19 protein-coding genes and 1 tRNA gene are annotated in these 20,042 nt (G+C 69.7%); 15 read left to right on the plus strand and 5 right to left on the minus strand.

The window, feature by feature from the left end; genetic code table 11:
• Window positions 1-28 precede the first annotated feature (28 nt).
• Complete coding sequence (gene recN / locus Q0581_RS08925) at window positions 29-1,729, plus strand: DNA repair protein RecN (protein ID WP_298699522.1); 1,701 nt, start codon at window positions 29-31, stop codon at window positions 1,727-1,729.
• On the opposite strand, the gene Q0581_RS08930 is transcribed toward recN, so the two are convergent.
• Entirely contained in the window at window positions 1,726-3,234 is a 1,509-nt protein-coding gene (locus tag Q0581_RS08930; protein WP_298699524.1) for an acetyl-CoA hydrolase/transferase family protein, read from the minus strand. The two genes, recN and Q0581_RS08930, sit on opposite strands and share 4 nt — an antisense overlap.
• 94 nt (window positions 3,235-3,328) lie before the next feature.
• Complete coding sequence (locus Q0581_RS08935; RefSeq protein ID WP_298699525.1) at window positions 3,329-4,612, minus strand: lytic murein transglycosylase; 1,284 nt, start codon at window positions 4,610-4,612, stop codon at window positions 3,329-3,331.
• Between the two features lie 160 nt (window positions 4,613-4,772).
• On the opposite strand from Q0581_RS08935, the gene Q0581_RS08940 reads away from it, so the two are divergent.
• The 5 genes from Q0581_RS08940 to Q0581_RS08960 all read left to right on the plus strand — a co-directional run bounded on the left by Q0581_RS08940 (window position 4,773) and on the right by Q0581_RS08960 (window position 6,300).
• Window positions 4,773-4,849: transfer RNA gene (locus Q0581_RS08940), tRNA-Ala, on the plus strand.
• 108 nt (window positions 4,850-4,957) lie between these two features.
• Window positions 4,958-5,083 (plus strand): type B 50S ribosomal protein L36, encoded by a 126-nt coding sequence (gene ykgO, locus Q0581_RS08945; protein WP_006274063.1) that lies wholly within the window; start codon window positions 4,958-4,960, stop codon window positions 5,081-5,083.
• Between the two features lie 198 nt (window positions 5,084-5,281).
• On the plus strand, window positions 5,282-5,557 hold the full coding sequence (locus tag Q0581_RS08950) for a DUF2312 domain-containing protein (RefSeq protein ID WP_298699528.1): 276 nt from the start codon (window positions 5,282-5,284) through the stop codon (window positions 5,555-5,557).
• 221 nt (window positions 5,558-5,778) lie between these two features.
• The gene (locus Q0581_RS14730; protein WP_324524226.1) at window positions 5,779-5,934 is read left to right on the plus strand and encodes a hypothetical protein; all 156 of its coding nucleotides are present in this window, start codon (window positions 5,779-5,781) and stop codon (window positions 5,932-5,934) included.
• 132 nt (window positions 5,935-6,066) lie between these two features.
• Window positions 6,067-6,300 (plus strand): hypothetical protein, encoded by a 234-nt coding sequence (locus tag Q0581_RS08960; protein ID WP_298699529.1) that lies wholly within the window; start codon window positions 6,067-6,069, stop codon window positions 6,298-6,300.
• Between the two features lie 72 nt (window positions 6,301-6,372).
• On the opposite strand, the gene Q0581_RS08965 is transcribed toward Q0581_RS08960, so the two are convergent.
• Complete coding sequence (locus tag Q0581_RS08965) at window positions 6,373-7,815, minus strand: sigma-54 dependent transcriptional regulator (protein ID WP_298699530.1); 1,443 nt, start codon at window positions 7,813-7,815, stop codon at window positions 6,373-6,375.
• Window positions 7,816-7,928: 113 nt separating this feature from the next.
• Window positions 7,929-9,740, minus strand: coding sequence for a DUF4153 domain-containing protein (locus Q0581_RS08970; protein WP_298699532.1), 1,812 nt, complete (start codon window positions 9,738-9,740; stop codon window positions 7,929-7,931).
• A 98-nt stretch (window positions 9,741-9,838) separates the two neighbouring features.
• On the opposite strand from Q0581_RS08970, the gene Q0581_RS08975 reads away from it, so the two are divergent.
• The 8 genes from Q0581_RS08975 to Q0581_RS09010 all read left to right on the plus strand — a co-directional run bounded on the left by Q0581_RS08975 (window position 9,839) and on the right by Q0581_RS09010 (window position 18,788).
• Window positions 9,839-11,641, plus strand: a complete 1,803-nt coding sequence (locus Q0581_RS08975) for a M3 family oligoendopeptidase (protein ID WP_298699533.1) — start codon at window positions 9,839-9,841, stop codon at window positions 11,639-11,641.
• Between the two features lie 85 nt (window positions 11,642-11,726).
• Window positions 11,727-14,801: a tetratricopeptide repeat protein gene (locus tag Q0581_RS08980; protein WP_298699534.1), complete on the plus strand. Its 3,075-nt coding sequence runs from the start codon at window positions 11,727-11,729 to the stop codon at window positions 14,799-14,801.
• Window positions 14,802-14,886: 85 nt separating this feature from the next.
• On the plus strand, window positions 14,887-15,129 hold the full coding sequence (locus tag Q0581_RS08985; protein ID WP_298699535.1) for an aa3-type cytochrome c oxidase subunit IV: 243 nt from the start codon (window positions 14,887-14,889) through the stop codon (window positions 15,127-15,129).
• 75 nt (window positions 15,130-15,204) lie between these two features.
• Window positions 15,205-16,338 carry a Re/Si-specific NAD(P)(+) transhydrogenase subunit alpha gene (locus tag Q0581_RS08990; RefSeq protein WP_298699536.1) on the plus strand — a complete coding sequence of 378 codons (1,134 nt, stop codon included), beginning with the start codon at window positions 15,205-15,207 and terminating at the stop codon, window positions 16,336-16,338.
• A complete protein-coding gene (locus Q0581_RS08995) occupies window positions 16,338-16,676 on the plus strand; it encodes an NAD(P) transhydrogenase subunit alpha (RefSeq protein WP_298699538.1) in 339 nt (112 codons plus the stop codon). Before Q0581_RS08990 ends, Q0581_RS08995 begins: the two co-directional genes overlap by 1 nt.
• Window positions 16,673-16,960: a hypothetical protein gene (locus Q0581_RS09000; RefSeq protein ID WP_298699540.1), complete on the plus strand. Its 288-nt coding sequence runs from the start codon at window positions 16,673-16,675 to the stop codon at window positions 16,958-16,960. The genes Q0581_RS08995 and Q0581_RS09000 overlap by 4 nt, the downstream gene beginning before the upstream one ends.
• Window positions 16,961-16,964: 4 nt before the next feature.
• Window positions 16,965-18,380, plus strand: a complete 1,416-nt coding sequence (locus Q0581_RS09005) for an NAD(P)(+) transhydrogenase (Re/Si-specific) subunit beta (protein WP_298699542.1) — start codon at window positions 16,965-16,967, stop codon at window positions 18,378-18,380.
• Complete coding sequence (locus Q0581_RS09010; protein WP_298699543.1) at window positions 18,381-18,788, plus strand: DUF1801 domain-containing protein; 408 nt, start codon at window positions 18,381-18,383, stop codon at window positions 18,786-18,788.
• A 4-nt stretch (window positions 18,789-18,792) separates the two neighbouring features.
• Here Q0581_RS09010 and Q0581_RS09015 read toward each other — a convergent pair whose 3' ends face one another.
• Window positions 18,793-19,056, minus strand: a complete 264-nt coding sequence (locus tag Q0581_RS09015) for a hypothetical protein (RefSeq protein ID WP_298699544.1) — start codon at window positions 19,054-19,056, stop codon at window positions 18,793-18,795.
• Window positions 19,057-19,148: 92 nt separating this feature from the next.
• Here Q0581_RS09015 and Q0581_RS09020 point away from each other — a divergent pair.
• Window positions 19,149-20,042, plus strand: an 894-nt coding sequence (locus Q0581_RS09020) for a YafY family protein (RefSeq protein WP_298699546.1), incomplete at its 3' end; no start/stop codon positions are given.

Raw genomic sequence — 20,042 nt, forward strand, 5'->3', positions numbered from 1 at the left:
GGGCTGTTAGTGTGGGAAGCCGATTCCCATGCTGACAGCCCTTTCCATCCGCGACATCGTTCTGATCGACGCCCTGGACCTCGATGTCCCGGGCGGCCTGATCGTGCTGACCGGCGAGACCGGGGCGGGCAAGTCGATCATTCTGGACGCCCTGGGCCTGGCGCTGGGCGGACGCGGGGATGCGGCCCTGGTGCGCGCGGGGGCCAGACAGGGATCGGCCACCGCCGTCTTCACCGCCCCGGATGACGAGGATCTGCTGGCGCTGCTGGCCGAACGGGGCTTCGAGGTCGCGCCGGGCGAAGACCTGATCCTGCGCCGCGTCGTCGGGGCCGACGGGCGCGGCAAGGCCTTCATCAACGACCAGCCGGCCGGCGTGGCGGCGATGCGCGAGATCGGCGCCCGCCTGGTCGAGGTGCATGGCCAGCACGAGACCGTCGGCCTGCTGGACTGGAAGACCCATCGGGGTCTGTTGGACGCCTATGGCGGTCTGGCGCCCCAGGTCGCGGCCGTGGCGGGCGCGTCCGAACGGCTGAAGGCGGCCGAGGCGCATCTGGCGGACCTGCGGGCCCAGGCGGCCGATGCGGCGGCCCGGTCCGAGGAAATGGCGCTGAACCTGGCCGAACTGGACGCCCTGGACCCTCGCGCCGAAGAAGAGACCGAACTGGCCGGCGAGCGCGCCGTGCTGGGCGCGGCGGAAAAGGCCCTGGCCGACCTGTCGGACGCCCGCACCCAGCTGGGCGGCGACAAGCTGGGCCAGAAGCTGGCGGCGGCCCTGCGCGCCGTCGAACACGCCCGTCAGCGCGCGGCCCAGGCGGGCGCCGATCCCGAACATCCGGTGATCCACCGGCTGGGTTTGGCGGCCGAGGCCATCGACCGGGCGCTGGTCGAGGCGACCGAGGCCGTGGCGGCGGTCGACGCCGCCGCCGACGCCTTCGATTTCGAGCCTGGGCGGCTTGACCGGGCCGAGGAGCGGCTGTTCGCCCTGCGAGCTGCGGCGCGCAAACTGAACACCACGGTCGAGGCCCTGCCGGACCTGCGGGTGCGCCTGCGCGAACAACTGCGCCTGATCGAGGACGGGGCCGACGCCCTGTCGGCGGCCGGTCGCGCGGCGGCCCAGGCGGCCCAGGATTACGACGCCGTGGCGGCCATGCTGTCGTCGGGACGGGAAGCGGCGGCCGGTCGCCTGACCGACGCCGTGATGGAGGAGCTGGGTCCGCTGAAGCTGGACCGCGCGCGGTTCCGCGTGGCGCTGGAGCCGGTCGAGGCCGGGCGGCGCGGCCCCGGCGGCGTCGAGACGGCCCGGTTCCAGATCGCCACCAACGCCGGCACGCCGTTCGGGCCGCTGGATTCGGTGGCCTCGGGCGGGGAGCTGGCGCGCTTCGCCCTGGCTATGAAGGCGGCCCTGGCCGGACGCGAGGGCCAGCGCCAGCCGGTGATGATCTTCGACGAGGTGGACCAGGGCGTGGGCGGCGCCGTGGCCGAAGCGGTGGGGCGGCGGCTGGAGCGGCTGTCGCGCGGCGCCCAGGTGCTGGTCGTGACCCACAGCCCCCAGGTGGCCGCGCGCGGCGACGCCCACTGGAAGGTGATGAAGGCCGACGCCGAGGGGCGCACCCACACCACGGTCCAGCCCCTGGACGACGCCCGCCGCCAGGAAGAGATCGCCCGCATGCTGTCCGGCGCCCAGGTGACGGACGAGGCCCGCGCCGCCGCCCGCGCCCTGATCGGTTAGGGCTTCATCGAGCCGGTTTCCACGAACCGCTGGTGCCACGACACGGCCTCGGTCAGCAGGTGCGGCGTCTGCAGGCCGTAGGACCCGGCCAGGGCGCGCTGGTGATAGTCTTCCAGCGCGTCGCGGTAATCGGGGTGGGCGCAGTTGTCGATGATGACCCGCGCCCGCTGTTTCGGCGACAGGCCGCGCAGGTCCGCCAGGCCCTGCTCCGTCACGATCACCTGCACGTCCTGGGTGATGTGGTCGACGTGGCTGGCCATGGGCACGATGGCCGAGATCTTGCCGCCCTTGGCCGTCGACGGCGTGACGAAGCAGGAAATGTAGGCGTTGCGGGCGAAATCGCCCGATCCGCCGATGCCGTTCTGGATGCGCGAACCCATGACGTGGGTCGAGTTCACGGCGCCGTAGATGTCGGCCTCGATCAGGCCGTTCATGGCGATGCAGCCCAGGCGGCGGATGATCTCCGGGTGGTTCGAAATCTCCTGGGGCCGCAGGATGATCTTGTCGCGGAACCGGTCCATGCGGCGGTTCAGGTCGGCCGCCGCCTCGGGGCTGAGCGAAAAGGCGGTGGCCGAGGCGACCGTCAGCTTGCCCGAATCCAGCAGGTCCAGCATGCCGTCCTGCAACACCTCCGTATAGGCGGCCATGCGCTCGAACGGGCTGTCCTGAAGCCCCGCCAGCACGGCGTTGGCGACATTGCCGACCCCCGATTGCAGCGGCAGCAGGGCGGCGGGCAGGCGGCCCTGCTTCACCTCGTTCTTCAGGAATTCGATCAGGTGGCCGGCGATGGCGGCGGCCGCGTCGTCCGGCGCGGCGAAGGGCAGGTTGCGGTCCGGCGCCTCGGTTTCGACCACCGCGACCACCTTGGCCGGGTCGATGCGGAAGCTGGCCTGGCCGATGCGCTGGTCGGCGCGGGTCAGGGGAATGGGCACGCGGTTCGGCGGCAGGGCCGTGCCGTAATAGATGTCGTGCATCCCCTCCAGCGCCGGGTTCTGCCAGGCGTTGACCTCCAGGATCACCTGGTCGGCGCGGTCCAGCCAGGTCTTGTTGTTGCCGATGGACGAGGAGGGGACCAGCGACCCGTCCTCCTGAATGGCCGACACCTCGACCACGGCGGTGTCCAGCGGCCCCAGAAAGCCCTGCCACGCCATCGGCGCGACCTGGCTCAGATGCATGTCCAGATATTCCATCCGCCCGGCGTTGATCTTGTCGCGGGCGATGGGGTCCGAGTTGTAGGGCAGGCGGAATTCGACCCCGTCGGCCTGGGCCAGGGCGCCGTCCAGCTCCGGCCCGGTCGAGGCGCCGGTCCACACCCGAACGCGGAAGACGTCCCCCGCATCGTGCGCCGCCTGCATCCGCGCCGCCAGCGCCGGCGGCACCACCTTGGGATAGCCCGAGCCGGTGAAGCCGCTCATGCCCACCGCCGAACCGGGGCGGATGTGGGCGGCCGCATCCTGGGCCGACATGATCTTGGCGCGCAGGGCGGCGTTGCGGACACGGGACATGGGAACCACGCAAGGGGCAGGCGCGGCGGGGGAGGGGCCGCCCGTCCTTCATCCCGCCCGGCCCGGTTAAGTCAAGGCGGGATGGGGCGGGGGATCACTGTCCGCGTCGGATCAGCTCGTCGGCCAAGGCGGCGGTCAGATAGCCGTCCGGCGTGCGGCCGTTCGCCTGTTGCCACTGGCGCAGGGCCGCGCGGGTGTTGGCGCCGACCACGCCGTCCACCCCCTTGGTGTCATAGCCCAGCCGCGTCAGGGCCGACTGGGCGCCGATGCGCTGATCTCGCGTCAGGGGGGCGTCATTGGGCCAGGCGCGGCTCAGGGCCGGCTTGCCCTGGATGCCGTCCGCCGTCAGGCCGATGGCCAGGGCGTAGCTGACCGAGTTGTTGTAGGCGCGGATGACATAGTGGTTGGGCAGGGCCAGGAAGGCCGGGCCATTGGCGCCCTGGGGCAGCAGGATGGTCGCCTGTTCCGCCGCCTCGGCCGCATTGGGCGCGCCGCCATTGGCCAACCGCACACCGCGCGCAGCCCAGAAGGCCCAGTCATGGCGCGGCCCCTCGGCCAGGGCGTAGTCGAAGCCGGACGGCACGGTGACCTCGTAGCCCCAGCTCTGGCCCCGTTTCCAGCCCGCGCGCGCCAACAGATTGGCGGCCGAGGCCAGGGCGTCGGCGTCCGAGTTCCAGATATCGACCTGGCCGTCGCCGTCCTCGTCGACGCCCAGGCGCAGATAGTTGTCGGGCATGAACTGGGTCTGGCCCATGGCCCCGGCCCAGCTGCCCTTCAGCCCCGCGCGCGAGCGGCGGCCGTCCAGCACGATGTCCAGCGCATTCTTCAACTGGGCCTCGGCCCAGTCGCGGCGGCGGCCGTCATAGGCCAGGGTCGCCAGCGAGCGGATGACGTCATAGTCGCCCTGGACCTGGCCGAAGGCGCTTTCTTGGGCCCAGATGGAGACCAGGATTTCGGACGGCACACCGGTGCGCTGGACCACGCCCCACGGCACGCGATCGATGCGCTGGCGGGCCTGGGCGATGCGGGTGGCGGTGACGGCGTTCTGGACATAGGCGCCGGCGGGACGGCTGAACTCGGGCTGGTTGTTGTCCAGGCGCACGACCGACGGATCGGGCGTCAGCCCGGCCATCTCGCGCTCATAGGCGGCGCGGCGGGCGCCGCCGTGGCGGGCCAGGAAGCCCTGCTTCCATCCCTCGAACCCGGCCGCATCGGGCAGGGCGGGCGCGGTCGGCGTCGCCGGGGCGGGGGTCGGGGTCGGGGTCGGGGCGGGAATCAGCGGCGAAGGCGCCGGCGGCTGGGTCGTGGGCGATTCCGGCATCATCGGCGCACAGGCCGCGACGGCGCCGATCAGCAGCAGGCGAGCATCGATACGCATGGTTCTGGGCGGTCTCCCCGAATCCCGAATGGCGGTTGCCACATCATCTTAGCGCATGGGCGCGCGAAGCGTTGCGGCAGGCGTGGTTTATCCAGCAATAACCGTGCCTGATTGCGGCTTGTTAACGGCCGCCGGATAAAACCCGCGTGTTCCTTCTGACGGCCTGGTGGCGGAGGGGCGACGCGTCGGGCGTGCAAGCCCGAAGACCCTCCGTTCAACTCGGAGGCCAGGCCTCCAAGGATCGCCGAACCCGGTTGACGCCGGGGCCAGCCCTCTCTATACGCACCGCTCCGCCGCAGGTCCGCCCGCGGCTTTTCTATTTTGCTTTGCCTCAGGACGAAGACCATGAAGGTCCGCAGCTCGCTCAAGTCGCTCAAGGGTCGCCACCGCGACTGCAAGATCGTGCGTCGCAAGGGCGTGGTCTATGTGATCAACAAGACCGACCCGCGCTTCAAGGCCAAGCAGGGCTGATTTCAGCCCGCAGCGCGCTCTCGGCGCGCCGCTTTGACACGGCGAAAAAATCCACAGGCTGCGGGCTTTGTCCGTGGCCTTTTTCGCGCCTGGCGTTGAGGCCGCGCGCGGGGCGTGGTTAAGCCTCTCTGACCCAAACTCATACGCGCTCAAGCAGCGAGGGACCGCGTCCCGAGCGATAGCGCACAAGGACCAAAGATGCCCGACGACGCTTCCTTCGACGCCTCCCCCGACGTTCTGACCTCGTCGGCCCAGGGGCGGCTGCGCACCATCATCGAGCGGCTGGAGCGTCTGGAAGAAGACAAACAGGCCGTCATGGCCGACCAGAAGGAGGTCTTCGCCGAGGCCAAGGGCGAAGGCTACGACGTCAAGACGCTGCGCAAGGTCATCCGCATCCGCAAGCAGGACAAGGCCAAGCGTCAGGAGGAAGAGGCGATCCTGGACCTCTACCTGTCGGCCCTGGGCGAGGTCTGAGCCTCAAGCGCACAGGCTTCGGCCCGCGAAAGCCGCCCGCCGAGGGCGGCCCTCGATCCGCGTCCGCATCGAAAACGCCGCCCAGCCCGTTCGAGGCCGAGCGCAAGGCCGCCCAGCGCGCGGCCGTCAACGCCCTGAAACGCGCCAAACGCGCGGCCGAGAAGGCCGGCGTCCAGCTCTCGGAATGGGAAGGCGAGTTCCTGGATTCGGTCAGCGAGCGGGTGAAGACCCACGGCCGCGCCTTCGCCGACCCCGAAAAGGGCGCGCCGGGCCAGGCCCTGTCGGCGATGCAGGGCCGCAAGCTGAAAGAGATCACGAAGAAGGCGAAGGGCGCAGCGTCAAAGCGGTCGTCGGCGATCAAAAACGACGACATCTAGCTTATTGTGCGGCCTAGACGCCTTACGGACACAACCGGCGCCTATATTGAGCGCATGGACAAGGACGCGCGGCAGGTTTTGGCAAAGGATCGGGCAGAGCGTTATGCGCCCGCACCCACTGGGGGGGCCTGGATGGCCGGTCTGTGCGTAGCCGTGGTCGCGCTGGGCGGGGATCTGGCGGTTTCGGCCTTCTACGGATGGTCGGCCATGAACAACCTGCTGATCGCGGGCCTGATCACGCTGGGGGGGTTCGTCACGGGCTTCGTCGGCTACAAGCGGGTCGCGCAAAGCAACCGCCGGGCGATCCGGTTCGAACTGGACCAGATCAACGCGGGGGCTCAGGACGCCGCGCGACATTCGGACTGAACCCGGCCCCTGAAACCCGTCGGCCGGTCCCCGTTCGGTTGAGTTGGACTCGACCGAACCCGGATATTCGCTCTAGCCCGCCTCCTTGATCGCCCCTTCCAGGCCCTGTTCGCGCACCTTGCGGTACAGGGTGGAGCGGCCGATGCCCAGGCGGCGCGCGATCTCGCTCATGTGGCCGGCATAGACCTCGATGGCGTGCTGGATCAGGTCGCGCTCGATCTCCTCCAGCGTCCGCAGATGGCCGCGGTCGTCCACCACCCGGATCGGCGTCTCGGGCAGGGGCGGCAGTTCGACGGTCGGGGTCGGCGCAGGCGCGTCAGACGCGTCCGGCAGGGGCGCGGCTAGGCCCGAGATGGCCGGGAAATCGTGCGGTTGCAGGAAGGGCGCATCGGCCAGGACGATGGCGCGGAACACGGCGTTCTCCAGCTGGCGCACGTTCCCGGGCCACTCGAAGCCTTGCAGCAGGGCCAGGGTCTCGGGCGCGCATCCGGCGACCCGCTTGCCTTCCTCGGCGTTGAAGCGGGCGATGAAGCGATCGACCAGGGCCGGGATGTCCTCGCGCCGGTCACGCAGGGCCGGCGCCTCGATCGGAAAGACGTTCAGCCGATAGAACAGATCCTCGCGGAAACCGCCTTCGGTCACCTGTTGCGACAGGTCGCGGTTGGTGGCCGAGAGGATGCGCACGTCGATCTTGACCGGCCGCTTGCCGCCGACGGGATCGACCTCGCTCTCTTGGATGGCGCGCAGCAGCTTGACCTGCATGTCCAGCGGCAGTTCGCCGATCTCGTCCAGGAACAGGCTGCCGCCGTCCGCCTCGCGGAACTTGCCCAGGGTCTTTTCGACCGCCCCGGTGAAGGCGCCCTTTTCGTGCCCGAACAGGATGGATTCAATCAGATTGACCGGCAGGGCGCCGCAGTTGACCGCCACGAACGGCTTGCCCGCCCGGTCGCTGGCGCCGTGCAGGGCGCGGGCGATGACTTCCTTGCCCACGCCGCTTTCGCCGGTGATCAGCACCGGAATGGTCGATTTGGCGGCGCGCGCACCCAGCGACTTGACCATCCGCATGGCTGGGCCGTCGCCGACCAGATCATCGAAACTGGCGCGCCCCTGAACCCGCTTGGTCAGGCGGCCGACCTCGGCCTCCAGCCGGATCAGGGCCAGGGCGTTCGACACGCCCACCAGCAGCCGCTCGGCTGACACCGGCTTGACGAAGAAGTCCTGGGCCCCGGCCTGCATGGCCTTGACCACCGTCTCCACCCCCGCATTGGCGGTCAGCACGATGACCGGCGCGGTCACGCCCGCCGCCCGCATCTCGGCCAGGGTCTCCAGCCCCGACAGGCCCGGCATCACCAGGTCCAGCAGCACCAGATCCGCTCCGCCGCCCGCGGTCATGCGGTCGATGGCCTGGCCCCCGTCCTCGGCATGGGCCACGGCGTAACCGTCGCGCTCCAGCACCGCCTGCATCAGGCGGCGCTGGGTCGGATCGTCATCGACCACCAGAACGGTCTTGGACATGCGGGTCACCCATCATCAGCATCGGCCGTCCTCTTGGCGGGACTGGCTCGTTTCGGGACGATTTCTAGGGCGATGAGGTGAAATTCGCGTTGGCAGGCGTGGTGACCGCCGGGTTAAGACTGCCCGTCGCAATAGGGCCAGCGGTCCAGCCGCGCCGGGGAATCTCCGATGCTCAGGTCGGGCCACATCGGTTCGCGCGCGGCGATGCGGCCGTCGCGCATCATCTGGCGCGGGTCGGCGGCGTTGCGCGCGCCATCGCCGCAGACGGCCGGGCGGAAGGCCCCGCGCGAGGTCCAGCCCTTGTCCGTCTTCTGGAACATCTCGACGGAATGAGCGGTGGCGATCAGAGCCTCGGGCGCGCCGTCGCCGTTCAGGTCGATCTGGGTGACGACGCAGTCGCCCGCCTTGACGCAGGCCGCGCGCGGATCGCCGACCATCACCGGCGCGATCAGGCCCTCGGGCGCGGCTGAACCGAGGGGATAGACCTCGAACACCGGCGTGACGGCCGGCAGAGTCGTATCCGGCGCGCTGTAACGGTTGGTTTCGGCCTGCATCTCGCGGGCGCGGCGGGCGATCTCGGCATCGTCGGATCGGGTCAGTCGGGCCAGGGCGGCCTCGCCCGCGCGGCCGCTGTCGAAGCGCAGGAAGCGATAGTCGAACCGGTCCGGCGCCACCTTGCCGGCGTTCAGCCGCGCCACCTGACTGGCCACCGACAGGCGCGCCGGATCGGCGATGGGGGTGAACAGGCAGACGATGACCAGGACCGTCAGCACGGCGGCGAAGACATTGGTCCGCTCCAGCGGCTTCATCCAGTCGCCGCCCCGCCAGAAGGGCGACAGCGCGCCCCAGCCGTAACCGGCGGCATAGACGACCCCCACGACGATGCAGGCCGCCGCAATGATCCGGTCCGGCGTCGGGCCATACTGGCCGATGCGCAGGGACAGGCCCCAGATGGCGATGCCGACCAGGGGGGTCACCAGCACGGCCGCCACGCGCACCGCGGCGCGCAGCACCGCCGGCGGCCGGTTGTCGGGCAGGCCGTCCTGATAGGCGGTGTTGATCAGGATGATCAGGGCGCCCGCCGCCGCCAGCACCAGGGCCGTCGCGCTGCCGGTGCTCCACAGGCCTTCCATGCCGGTGAAGGGCAGGGCCGCCAGGAAGCCGCCGACCAGCACCGTCATGACCAGCAACAGCCACGATAGCAGCATCAGGGCCACGGTCCGCACCCCCCGGATCAGGCCCGGCCGCACGTCCGTCAGCTGCACCGCCAGGGCGAAGGCGACGCTGAGCAGCGGGACGATGAACCATGTCTCCTGCAACAGATCGTTCAGCTGCTTGATGCCGATCAGGCCGAACAGGGCCGCGCCCAGGTTCAGCAGCAGCCAGAAGGCCAGGGTGAAGCCCAGCGACAGCGCCAGTTGCACCCCCGCCAGCCAGGCGGTGTCGAAATAGGTCGGGAAGGCCGCGATCAGCCGCCGCTCGCGGTCGGCCGGCAGGATCAGGTGATGGCCGATGAACAGGGCCGCCGCCGCGAAGGGCAGCAGCGGGAAATCCAGGAAGGGCGGATTGTGCGTCTCGGTCACCGACTGGCGGGCGATGTCGCTCCATCCCAGAAAGGCCAGCAGCAGCCCGGCCCCGACGCCCCAGGCCAACAGGGTCATCAGCCGCAGCCGACCGATCCCCGCCAGCAGCACCGGCGGCAGATAGGCGGCGACCAGGATCAGCGGGCCGTACAGATGCGGCTGGGTCGCCGGCCACTGGCGCACCACCTCTCCGTTCGCCGCAGGAGCCGCGCCGGATGCAGCGTGGATCAGCCAGGCCAGCAGCAGCCCCTGGACCAGGCCGACCGCCAGGCGCGCCGCCCCCGTCGCGCCCCAGCTGTGCTCTGACAGACTGTTGCGGCCATGATCGTCGGTCGGGGTCATCGGCGCGTCCCTTTTTGTCGCGGACAGGCTGGCCCAAGTCGCCGGATTTGGAAAGCGGCCGGTTGCGCCGGGCGGCCGCGAACCCCACTAATCCGGGCATGAACGCCCCCTTCAAGACCCCCGCCCCGAACGCCGACGCCCCCCTGTGGGATCTGTCCGATCTGTACGCCTCGCGCGAGGACGCCCGGCTGGCCGCCGACCTGGCCGCCGCCCGCGCCGTGGTCGAAGAGCTGAACGGCTTGCAGGGGCGGCTGGCGGCCACGGCCGGTGATGCGGCGGAACTGGGTGGCCTGCTGGACCGGGCCATCGGCCTTTATGAGCGGGCGTCCGACATCCTGGGCGGGATCGGCGCCTACGCCTTCCTGGCGGCGTCGACGGCGCGCGACGATGCGGCGGCGCAAGGCTTCGAGGCGGATCTGCGCGAAAAGATCACCGCCATCGCCACCCCGACCGTCTGGGTGACGCTGGAGATCAACGGCATCGAGGAGGCGGCGCTGGAGGCGGCCCTGGCGGCCGATGCGGGGGCCGCGCGCTGGCGCCCCTGGCTGCGCCGGGTGCGGGCCATGAAGCCGCACGAGCTGTCGCCCGAGCTGGAACGGTTCATCGCCGAGCGCGGGCCGATCACGGCGCAATGGCCGCGCCTGTTCGACGAGACCCTGGCCGCCCTGCGGGTCAAGGCGGGCAAGGACGACCTGACCCTGTCCGAGGCGCTGAACCGCCTGTCCGATCCCAAGGCGACGCGGCGACAGGCGGCGGCCGAGGGGCTGAACCAGGCGCTGGCCGAGCGGGTTCCGACCCTGGCCCTGGTGCTGAACACCGTCGCCGTCGACAAGGTGATGGAGGAACGCTGGCGCGGTTTCAAACGCCCGGCCGACAGCCGCCACCTGGGCAATGAGGTGCACGGCGAGGCGGTGGATGCGATGGCCCAGGCGGTGGCCGACGCCTATCCGCGCCTGTCGCACCGCTATTACGCCCTGAAGGCCAGGGCCATGGGCAAGGCGACCCTGGACCAGTGGGACCGCAACGCCCCGATCGAGACCACCGCCCCGCGCGCCTTCGACTGGAACACGGGCCGCCAGATCGTGCTGGACAGTTTTTCCGACCTGGGCGGCGACTTCGCCGAGCGGGCGGGCTGGTTCTTCGACCGGCCGTGGATCGACGCGCGGGCGCGGCCGGGCAAACAGTCGGGCGCCTACGCCCACCCGGTGACGGCGAACCGGCACCCTTATGTGTTCCTGAACTGGATGGGCGAACGGCGCGACGTCCTGACCCTGGCGCATGAACTGGGCCATGGGGTGCATCAGACCCTGGCGGCCGAGAAGGGGACGCTGCTGGGCGACACGCCGCTGACGCTGGCGGAAACGGCGTCGATCTTCGCCGAGGGGCTGACGTTCGACCGACTTTTGGCCACCGCCCCGGCGGCGGAACAGCGCGGCCTGCTGGCTGGCCGGATCGAGGACGGGTTGAACACTGTGGTGCGCCAGATCGCCTTCCACCGCTTCGAGACCCGCTTCCACGACGAGCGAGCGGCGGGCGAGGTCTCGGCCCAGCGGATCGGCGAGATCTGGCTGGAGGAGATGGGCGCCAGCCTGGGCCCGGCGGTGACGCTGAACCCCGGCTATGAGCACTGGTGGAGCTATGTCAGCCATTTCGTCCACTCGCCCTTCTATGTGTACGCCTATGCGTTCGGCGACCTGCTGGTGGCGGCGCTGATGGAGGCGCGACGGGCCGATCCGGCGGGGTTCACGCCCCTTTATCGCGACCTGCTGGCCGCCGGCGGCACGCGCACCTATGTCGAGGCCCTGGCTCCGTTCGGACTGAACCCGCGCGATCCCGAGTTCTGGCGCGCCGGTTGCCGCCGGCTTGAACGGCTGGTGGATCAGTTCGAGGCCATGGGCTGACGCAACGGCGATTTCCACCAGCGGCTGTGCAATCTGGCCGTACCGCCGATCCGTGCTAGACCTCGTCAAAAGCGCGGGGAGAGGCATGCTGCGAGTTGTGATCGCGACGATCGTCGTCGCTGTGACCCTGATCGGCGGCCCCGCCCTGGCGCAGGGTCTGGCCCAGGATCCTGAACGCGGGCCTGTTCCCGACTGGGTCGTGCCCACGCCTCCGTCCGACGCTCTTCCGGCCGCCGACGATGCGCCCATCCGTCTGCTGGCGGTGGACGAACAGGTCCGTTTCGACGCCGAGGGCGTGCACACCTATCACCTGCGCCGCATTCAGGTGCAGACGCGCCAGGGCCTGCCGTACGTCAGCACGATCAGCAACGAATGGAGCCCGCCGCGCGAACGGCTGGTGATCCATGCGGTGCGTATTCTGCGGGGGGATCAGGTCATCGACGCCCTGGAGGGCCAGACCTTTCAGACCCTGCGTCGCGAAGACAATCTGGAATCCTCGATGCTGGATGGTCGTCTGACGGCGACGCTGCAGCCCCGCGATCTGCGGGTCGGCGATATCATCGAGACCGTCCTGACCGTTCACGACAATGGCGGCGTTCTGGCGCCCCATCGCGAGCATCTGACCAGCCTGTCTTCAGCCATGCCGGTGGGCTATTACCGGCTGCGGGCGACTTGGCCGGGCGACATGCCGTTGCGGGCGCTGGCGACGGCGCCCTGGAGCGACGTGCGCGCGCAAAGGTCGGGCCGTGACTGGCTGTATCAGATCGAAGCGCGCGACCTGGCGCCCGAGCATCTGCCGGCCAACCTGCCCGGTCGGTTCCAGCTGCGTCGCGTCACCCAGATCACCGACATGGCCGACTGGAGCGCCATGTCGGTTCTGATGGCCCCCCTTTATCAGCGCGCCCAGACGCTGGAGGCCGGTTCGCCCCTGACGGCCGAGATCGAGCGTATCCGCGCCGAGCACGCCACGGACGCCGCACGCGCGGCGGCGGCCCTGCGGCTGGTTCAGGACCAGGTGCGTTACCTGGCGCTGTCGATGGGCGAGGGCGGCTATGTGCCCATGTCGGCCGATGAGGTCTGGCGCACGCGCTATGGCGACTGCAAGGGAAAGACGGTCCTGCTGCTGGCCCTGCTGAACGGACTGGGGATCGAGGCCGAGGCCGTGATGGTCAGCACCACCAACGGTGACGGCCTGCCGGACCGTTTGCCGATCGTCGGCTGGTTCGACCATGTGATCGTCCGCGCGACGGTCGATGGCGCGACCTACTGGATGGACGGGGCGCGGGTGGGGGATCGCGATCTGGCCGACCTGACCCCGCCGGATTATCGCTGGGCTCTGCCGGTGCGCGCCGACGGCGCCGCCCTGCTGCCGATCGATCTGCCGCCGCTGTCGGCGCCGACGGTGGAATCGGTCGTGGACGTGGACGCCTCTTCCGGGCTGGACGCCGAGGTGCCGTTTGTCTTCAGCCTGATCTATCGCGGCGACGCCGCCGTTCAGGCGCGCCAGCAATTCGGCGCCGTGCCCCGCGACCAGATGGAGACCCAGATGCGGGCCCAGATGAACGGCCAGGCCGGTGCGGCGCGCATGGATTCGTTCGACACCCGTTATGACGACGACGCCAACACCTTCCAGATGACCATCCGCGCGCACGGGCGTCAGAGTTGGGTCGCCACCAGCGGCGGGCGCGTCCTGGGCTTTCCCGAAGCCGCCATCGCCATTCCTCATCAGCCCAAGCGCGAGGGGCTTCAGGCGCCCTATGCCGATCTGCCCTACACCCTGGCCCATCCGTGGATGACGCGCATGACGATCCGGGTCGTGCTTCCGAACGGCGGCGAGGGCTTCCAGCTGGAAGGCGGCGACCAGTCGCTGGAGGCTGGGGGGTATCGGATCGACCGCCGCGCCGCCATGGCGGATGGCGTGGCCACCGTCAGCAGCACCATCGTCAGCCTGGCCCCCGAGATCAGCGCCGCCGACATGGATCAGGCGCGCAGGCGGGCGGCGGCCCTTGGGGATACAGTGGTCCGGTTGCGGGCGCCGGCCAACTATGCCGCCACCGTGGCCGACCGTGCGCGGCTGAACCCGGGTGAAGACGATGCCGAAGCCCTGATCGAACGGGCCGAGGCCCTGTGGGGATCGGGCGACACCGAAGGCGCCCGCGCCCTGCTGGACGCGGCCATCGAAAAAGAGCCGGAAAACGCCCAGGCCCTGCGCACGCGGGGCGAGGTGCGGCTGGACGCCAATGATTTCGCCGGCGCCCGCGCCGACTATGAACGCGCCCTGGAACTGGACCCGGCCGATGTCGAGGCCAATATCGGCGAGGGCATGGTGGCCAGGGCCGAAGGGCGGCACGCCGAAGCCATCATCAGCCTCTCGGTCGCGCTCAGGCTGAACCCCTCGAATGCGACGGCCCTGTCGGCGCGCGGGGCTTCCTATCACCAGATCGGCCGTTGGGACCGGTCCCTGGCCGATTATCGCGCGGTCAAGACGGCCGCGCCGACCAGCGACACCGGCCTGTTGGGCGAACTGCGCGCCCTGATCCGCCTGGGGCGTTACGACGAGGCCGGGGTTCTGATCCGCGAAAAGCTGGAGGCGGCGCCGACCAGCGCCGTCGCGCTGAACGCCCTGGTGGACATGGGCCGGCGGCAGGGGCGGTTCGATGAGGCGTTGCAGGCCATCGACGCCGCCATCGCCGGCTCTGCAGCCGATTTCAACCTGCTGGCCATGCGGGCCGAGGTGCGGGCGCGGGCCGGGGACGCCGTGGGGGCGCGGGCCGATTTCGACGCCCTGCGCGGCATGGCCGGCGGCGCGCCCGTGCTGATGAACACCCTGTGCTGGAACCAGGGCATCACCGGCTTCGATCTGGACCGTGCCCTGGCCGACTGCGACGTCGCCGCCGCCACCGGCGACGCCAGCATGGTGGACAGTCGCGCCCTGGTCCTGCTGCAACTGGGTCGGTACGAGGAGGCGCGCGCCGCCTATGATCAGGCTCTGATCGGGCAACCGAACCAGGCGGCTTCGCTCTATGGTCGCGGCCTGGCCCGGTTGGCGCTGGGCGACGCCGCGGGACGCGAAGATCTGGAGCAGGCGCGTCGCCTTGCGGTCGATGTGGGCGACAATTTCACCCCCTTTGAAGCCCGTCATCCGCAACTGGCGCGTTGAGATCGACACCACATGGACTTGAGCGGGCGGCGCGCGTGGCTATAAGAGCGGCGACAGCTCCAATTCTCTGATCCGGGATTCCCTCATGGCCGGCGCCGACCACACCGACGACTATCAGCGCGGCTCGCAGGAGATCAGCGAGCAGGTCTCGACCTGGGACCTGTTCATGGCCCTGGCCAAATGGGGCACGCTGGGCACCGCCGCCCTGATCCTGTTCCTGGTGATCTGGTTCCAGCCGGGCGGCAGCTTCATCGGCGGCCTGATCGCGGCTGTCGTGCTGTCGGTCGTCGGCTGGTTCGGCCTGCGCTCCAAGCCCCAGGCGCACTGATCCCCCTCCCGTCTTTGACGGGTCCACGACATTCGGCCTAACGTCTGACCGTTCCGAACGAACGGGGAGATTCGCTTGGCCGTCGCCGTCGCCGTCACCCGCGAACGCCGTGAAGGCGAAACCCGCTGCGCCGTCACGCCCGAGACGGTGAAGAAGCTGATCGCTCTGGGCGCGACCGTCACGGTCGAGGCCGGAACGGGCCTGGGCTCGTCCATTCCCGACGCCGACTATGCCGCCGCCGGCGCGACCGTGGCCAAGGACACCAAGGCCGCCCTGGCCCACGCCGATGTCCTGCTGAAGGTGCGCGGCCCGACAGCCCAGGAGATCAGCGCCCTGAAATCCGGCGCGGTCGTGATCGCCATGCTGGACGCCTATCGCGAGAAGGATACGGTAGAGGCGCTGAAAGGGGCGGGGGCAACCGCCTTCGCCATGGAGTTCGTGCCCCGCATCACCCGCGCTCAGGTCATGGACGTGCTGTCGTCCCAGGCGAACCTGGCCGGATATCGCGCGGTGATCGAGGCGGCCGCCGCCTATGGCCGCGGCTTCCCCATGATGATGACGGCCGCCGGCACGGTCGCTCCGGCCAAGGTCTTCGTCATGGGCGTGGGCGTGGCGGGGCTTCAGGCCATCGCCACGGCGCGGCGCCTGGGCGCCGTGGTCACCGCCACCGACGTGCGGCCCGCGACGAAAGAACAGGTCGAAAGCCTGGGCGCCAAATTCATCGCGGTCGAGGACGAAGAGTTCGCCAACGCCCAGACTGCCGGCGGCTACGCCAAGCCCATGTCGGCCGAATATATGGCCAAACAGGCGGCCCTGACCGGCGAGCACATCAGGAAACAGGACATCGTCATCACCACCGCCCTGATCCCCGGCCGGGCGGCCCCGGTGCTGGTCACGGCGGACCATGTGGCCTCGATGAAGCCCGGCTCGGTCATCGTCGACCTGGCCATCGAGAACGGCGGCAATGTCCAGGGCGCCAAGCTGAACGAGACAACGGTCACGGCGAACGGCGTCGCCATCGTCGCCCCCGCCAACCTGCCCGGCCGCATCGCGGCGGACGCCAGCGCCCTTTACGCCCGCAACCTGGTCGCCTTCCTGGACCTGCTGGTGAAGGACGGGGCGTTGGCGGTGGATCTGGAAGAGGAAATCCTGAAAGCCGCCGTCGTCACCCACGGCGGCGCCGTGGTGCATGAAGGAGTGAGAGGCTGATGGAACACGTCGATCCCACCGTCTTCCGACTGGCCATCTTCGTGCTGGCGATCTTCGTCGGCTATTATGTCGTCTGGTCGGTGACGCCTGCCCTGCATACGCCGTTGATGGCCGTGACCAACGCCATTTCCAGCGTCATCATCGTGGGCGGCATATTGGCGGCGGCGGCCCTGTCGGGCGACGCCGGCGGCGTGAACGGCTGGATCGCCAAGGGGGCGGGCGTGGCGGCCGTGACCCTGGCCAGCGTCAACATCTTCGGCGGCTTCATGGTCACCCGACGCATGCTGGCCATGTACCGCAAGAAGGACAAACCCAAGCCGGCGGCCGAGACGCGATGACGCCCGACGCCGTGCGCATCGCCGTCACCGCCTCGTGGGCCGCCACGGGCATCGGCCTGGGCCTGTGGGTCTGGAGCTGGCTGGGGGTGCGCGATCCGATCCAGAAGCTGCGCTTTCGCGACTGCGGCGTGGTGCTGCTGTTTTCGGCCATCATCGCCCGGGTGCTGGTGCAGAGCCGGGCGCTCAGCGCCTTCGACTGGGTTCTGCTGGTGCTGGGGCCGATCTTCATCGCCGCCGCCCTGTGGCGGCTGACGCGCACCATGAGACCGGGGCAGGGGGGCTGAACCCATGAACGCATCCATCGCGGCCCTGGCCTATCTGGCGGCGGGCGTCCTGTTCATCCTGTCGTTGCGGGGCCTGTCCAGCCCCGAGACCAGCCGCCAAGGCAACACCTTCGGCATGATCGGCATGGCCCTGGCCATCGGCGTCACCTTGCTGACGCTGGGGACCACCGGGGCGCTGGACCCGCTGACGCTGGGGCTGATCGCGGGGGGCGTGGTGGTCGGCGGCGGTATCGGGGCGGTGATCGCCAACCGCGTGGCCATGACCCAGATGCCGCAACTGGTGGCCGCCTTCCACTCGCTGGTCGGCATGGCGGCGTGCCTGGTCGCGGTCGGCGCCGTCTATGCGCCTGTGGCCTTCGGCATTTCGGACGGGGCGGGCGGCATCAAGATCGCCTCGATCATCGAACTGAGCCTGGGCGTGGCCATCGGGGCCATCACCTTCACCGGCTCGGTCATCGCCTTCGCCAAGCTGAACGGCAACATGTCGGGCGCGCCGATCATCCTGCCGGCGCGGCACCTGATCAACATCGCCCTGGCCCTGGGGATGGTGCTGCTGATCGGGGTGATGATCGGGTCGGGGGGCACGGCGACCTGGGCCTTCTGGGGGGTGTTCGTCATCGCCCTGGTGCTGGGGGCCACCCTGATCATCCCCATCGGCGGGGCCGACATGCCGGTGGTTGTGTCGATGCTGAACTCCTATTCCGGCTGGGCGGCGGCGGCCCTGGGATTCACGCTGGAGAACATCGCCCTGATCATCACCGGCGCCCTGGTCGGCTCTTCGGGCGCGATCCTGAGCTACATCATGTGCAAGGGCATGAATCGCAGCTTCTTCAGCGTCATCCTGGGCGGGTTCGGCGGTGATGCGGCGGCTTCGGGCGGCGGCCACGTCGAAACCCGGCCGGTCAAACAGGGCAGCGCCGACGACGCCGCCTTCATCATGAAGAACGCCAGCAAGGTCATCATCGTGCCGGGATACGGCATGGCGGTGGCCCAGGCCCAGCACGCCCTGCGCGAAATGGCCGACAAGCTGAAGGAGGAGGGGGTCGAGGTGAAATACGCCATCCACCCCGTCGCCGGTCGCATGCCCGGCCACATGAACGTGCTGCTGGCCGAAGCCAACGTGCCCTATGACGAGGTGTTCGAGCTGGAGGACATCAACAGCGAGTTCAGTTCGTGCGACGTCGCCTTCGTCATCGGCGCCAATGACGTGACCAATCCGGCCGCCAAGACCAACCCCGCCTCGCCCATCTTCGGCATGCCGGTTCTGGACGTCGAAAAGGCCGGCACGGTGCTGTTCGTCAAACGCGGCATGGCGGCGGGCTATGCGGGGGTCGAGAACGAACTGTTCTTCCGCGACAACACCATGATGCTGTTCGCCGACGCCAAGAAGATGGTCGAAGGGATCGTGAAGGGGCTGTAGATGGCGTCCGAACCCAAGACCAAACCCACCGACGTTCCGGTCGAGGATTTCATCGCCACGGTCGACCATGCAAAGCGCCGCGCCGATGCCATGGTGATCCACAAGCTTCTGACCCAGGTCAGCGGCGAGAAGGGCGTCATGTGGGGGCCGTCGATCATCGGCTATGGCCGCTATAAGGGGCCGACCGGCGAATGGCCGCTGCATGGGTTTTCGCCGCGCAAGACCAATCTGGTGCTGTATTTCGCGCCCGAGTTTCCCGAGCGGGAGGTCCTGCTGGCCCGGCTGGGACCGCACAAGTCCAGCCTGTCGTGCGTCTACGTCACCGACCTGAACAAGATCGATCTGGACGTGGTGCGGGCCCTGGCCGTGGCGTCCGCCGCCTCGACCCGCGCACGTCACCCGGACTGAGGGTTCAGGCCGCCAGGCGGTGGTCGGCGGCGTCCCAGAAATCGACCTCTGCGTCGGTCGGGGCGTCGGTCCGGGCTTCGGGACGGCCTTCGTCCCACAGGGCGTCTTCGTCGGTGTAGCGCACGGCGGCGGCGGCCGAGATGACATCGACCACCTGTTCCTCCAGCCGGTCCCAGATAACGGCCAGATCGGCGCAGCCTTCGGCCTCGCACGGCACGATCAGATAGCGGCTGGCGTTGACGGTGGCGGCGGGGGCGAAGCGGGCCATGGGGGTTCTCCACATCTGGTCGGCGGTTCCGATGAGTGGACAATGCTGCGGCATTGCGTCAGAAACGGTCGTGTCATTTGGAGGGTCAGCGCATGCGGCACGACAAGGCGGTCATGGTCATCGAACTGGCGCGGCGCCTGGCGGCCTCGGCCGAGGGGCTGACGCTGGACGAAATGGCGCGCGAGATGGGCGTCGGCCGTCGCACGGCCGAGCGGATGCGCGATGCGGTGCTGATGCTGTTTCCCTTGGCGGAAGAGGTGTCGGACCCGCCGACCAAGCGGTGGCGCATCCGGGGCGGTCTGAACGGGTTCGAACAGGCGCCGACCGCGACCGAGATGCTGGAGCTGACCAAGGCGGCGCAAGGCTTGCGCGCGGCGGGCGAACCGGCGCGGGCGGCGGCGCTGGAAGGGCTGGAGCGCAAGGTCAAGGCGGCCATGCGGTCCGCCACCCTGAACCGCCTGGCGCCGGATCTGGAAGCCCTGGTCCGGGCCGAGACCATCGCCGTCCAGGCCGGGCCGCGTCCGACGGCGGACGAGGCCATGCTGGCGGAAATCCGCAACGCCTTGCTGGCCCAGCGGCCGCTGGGCTTCCTGTATTCGCGGCCCGGCGCCGAGCCGAGACGACGCAGCGTGGCGCCCTGCGGCCTGATGTTCGGGCGGGCCAACTATCTGGTGGCCGCCGACCGCGAGACGGCCAAGGTCCAGACCTTCCGCCTGGACCGGATGAGCGGGGTCGAGGCCCAGGACGGCCATGCCCCGCCGCCCGCCGACTTCGACCTGGGCGCCTTCGCCAGCCAGTCGTTCGGCATCTATCAGGACCAGATCGAGGACGTGGCCCTGCGCATCAGCTCCGAAGGCGCGGCCGAGGCGCGGGGCTGGCGCTGGCACCCGACCCAGGCGCTGGAAGACCAGCCGGACGGATCGGTGATCGTGCGGTTCCGCGCCTCGGGCATGCGCGAACTGGCCTGGCATCTGTTCACCTGGGGC

Source organism: uncultured Brevundimonas sp. (assembly GCF_937863155.1).
Classification (GTDB): Bacteria; Pseudomonadota; Alphaproteobacteria; order Caulobacterales; family Caulobacteraceae; genus Brevundimonas.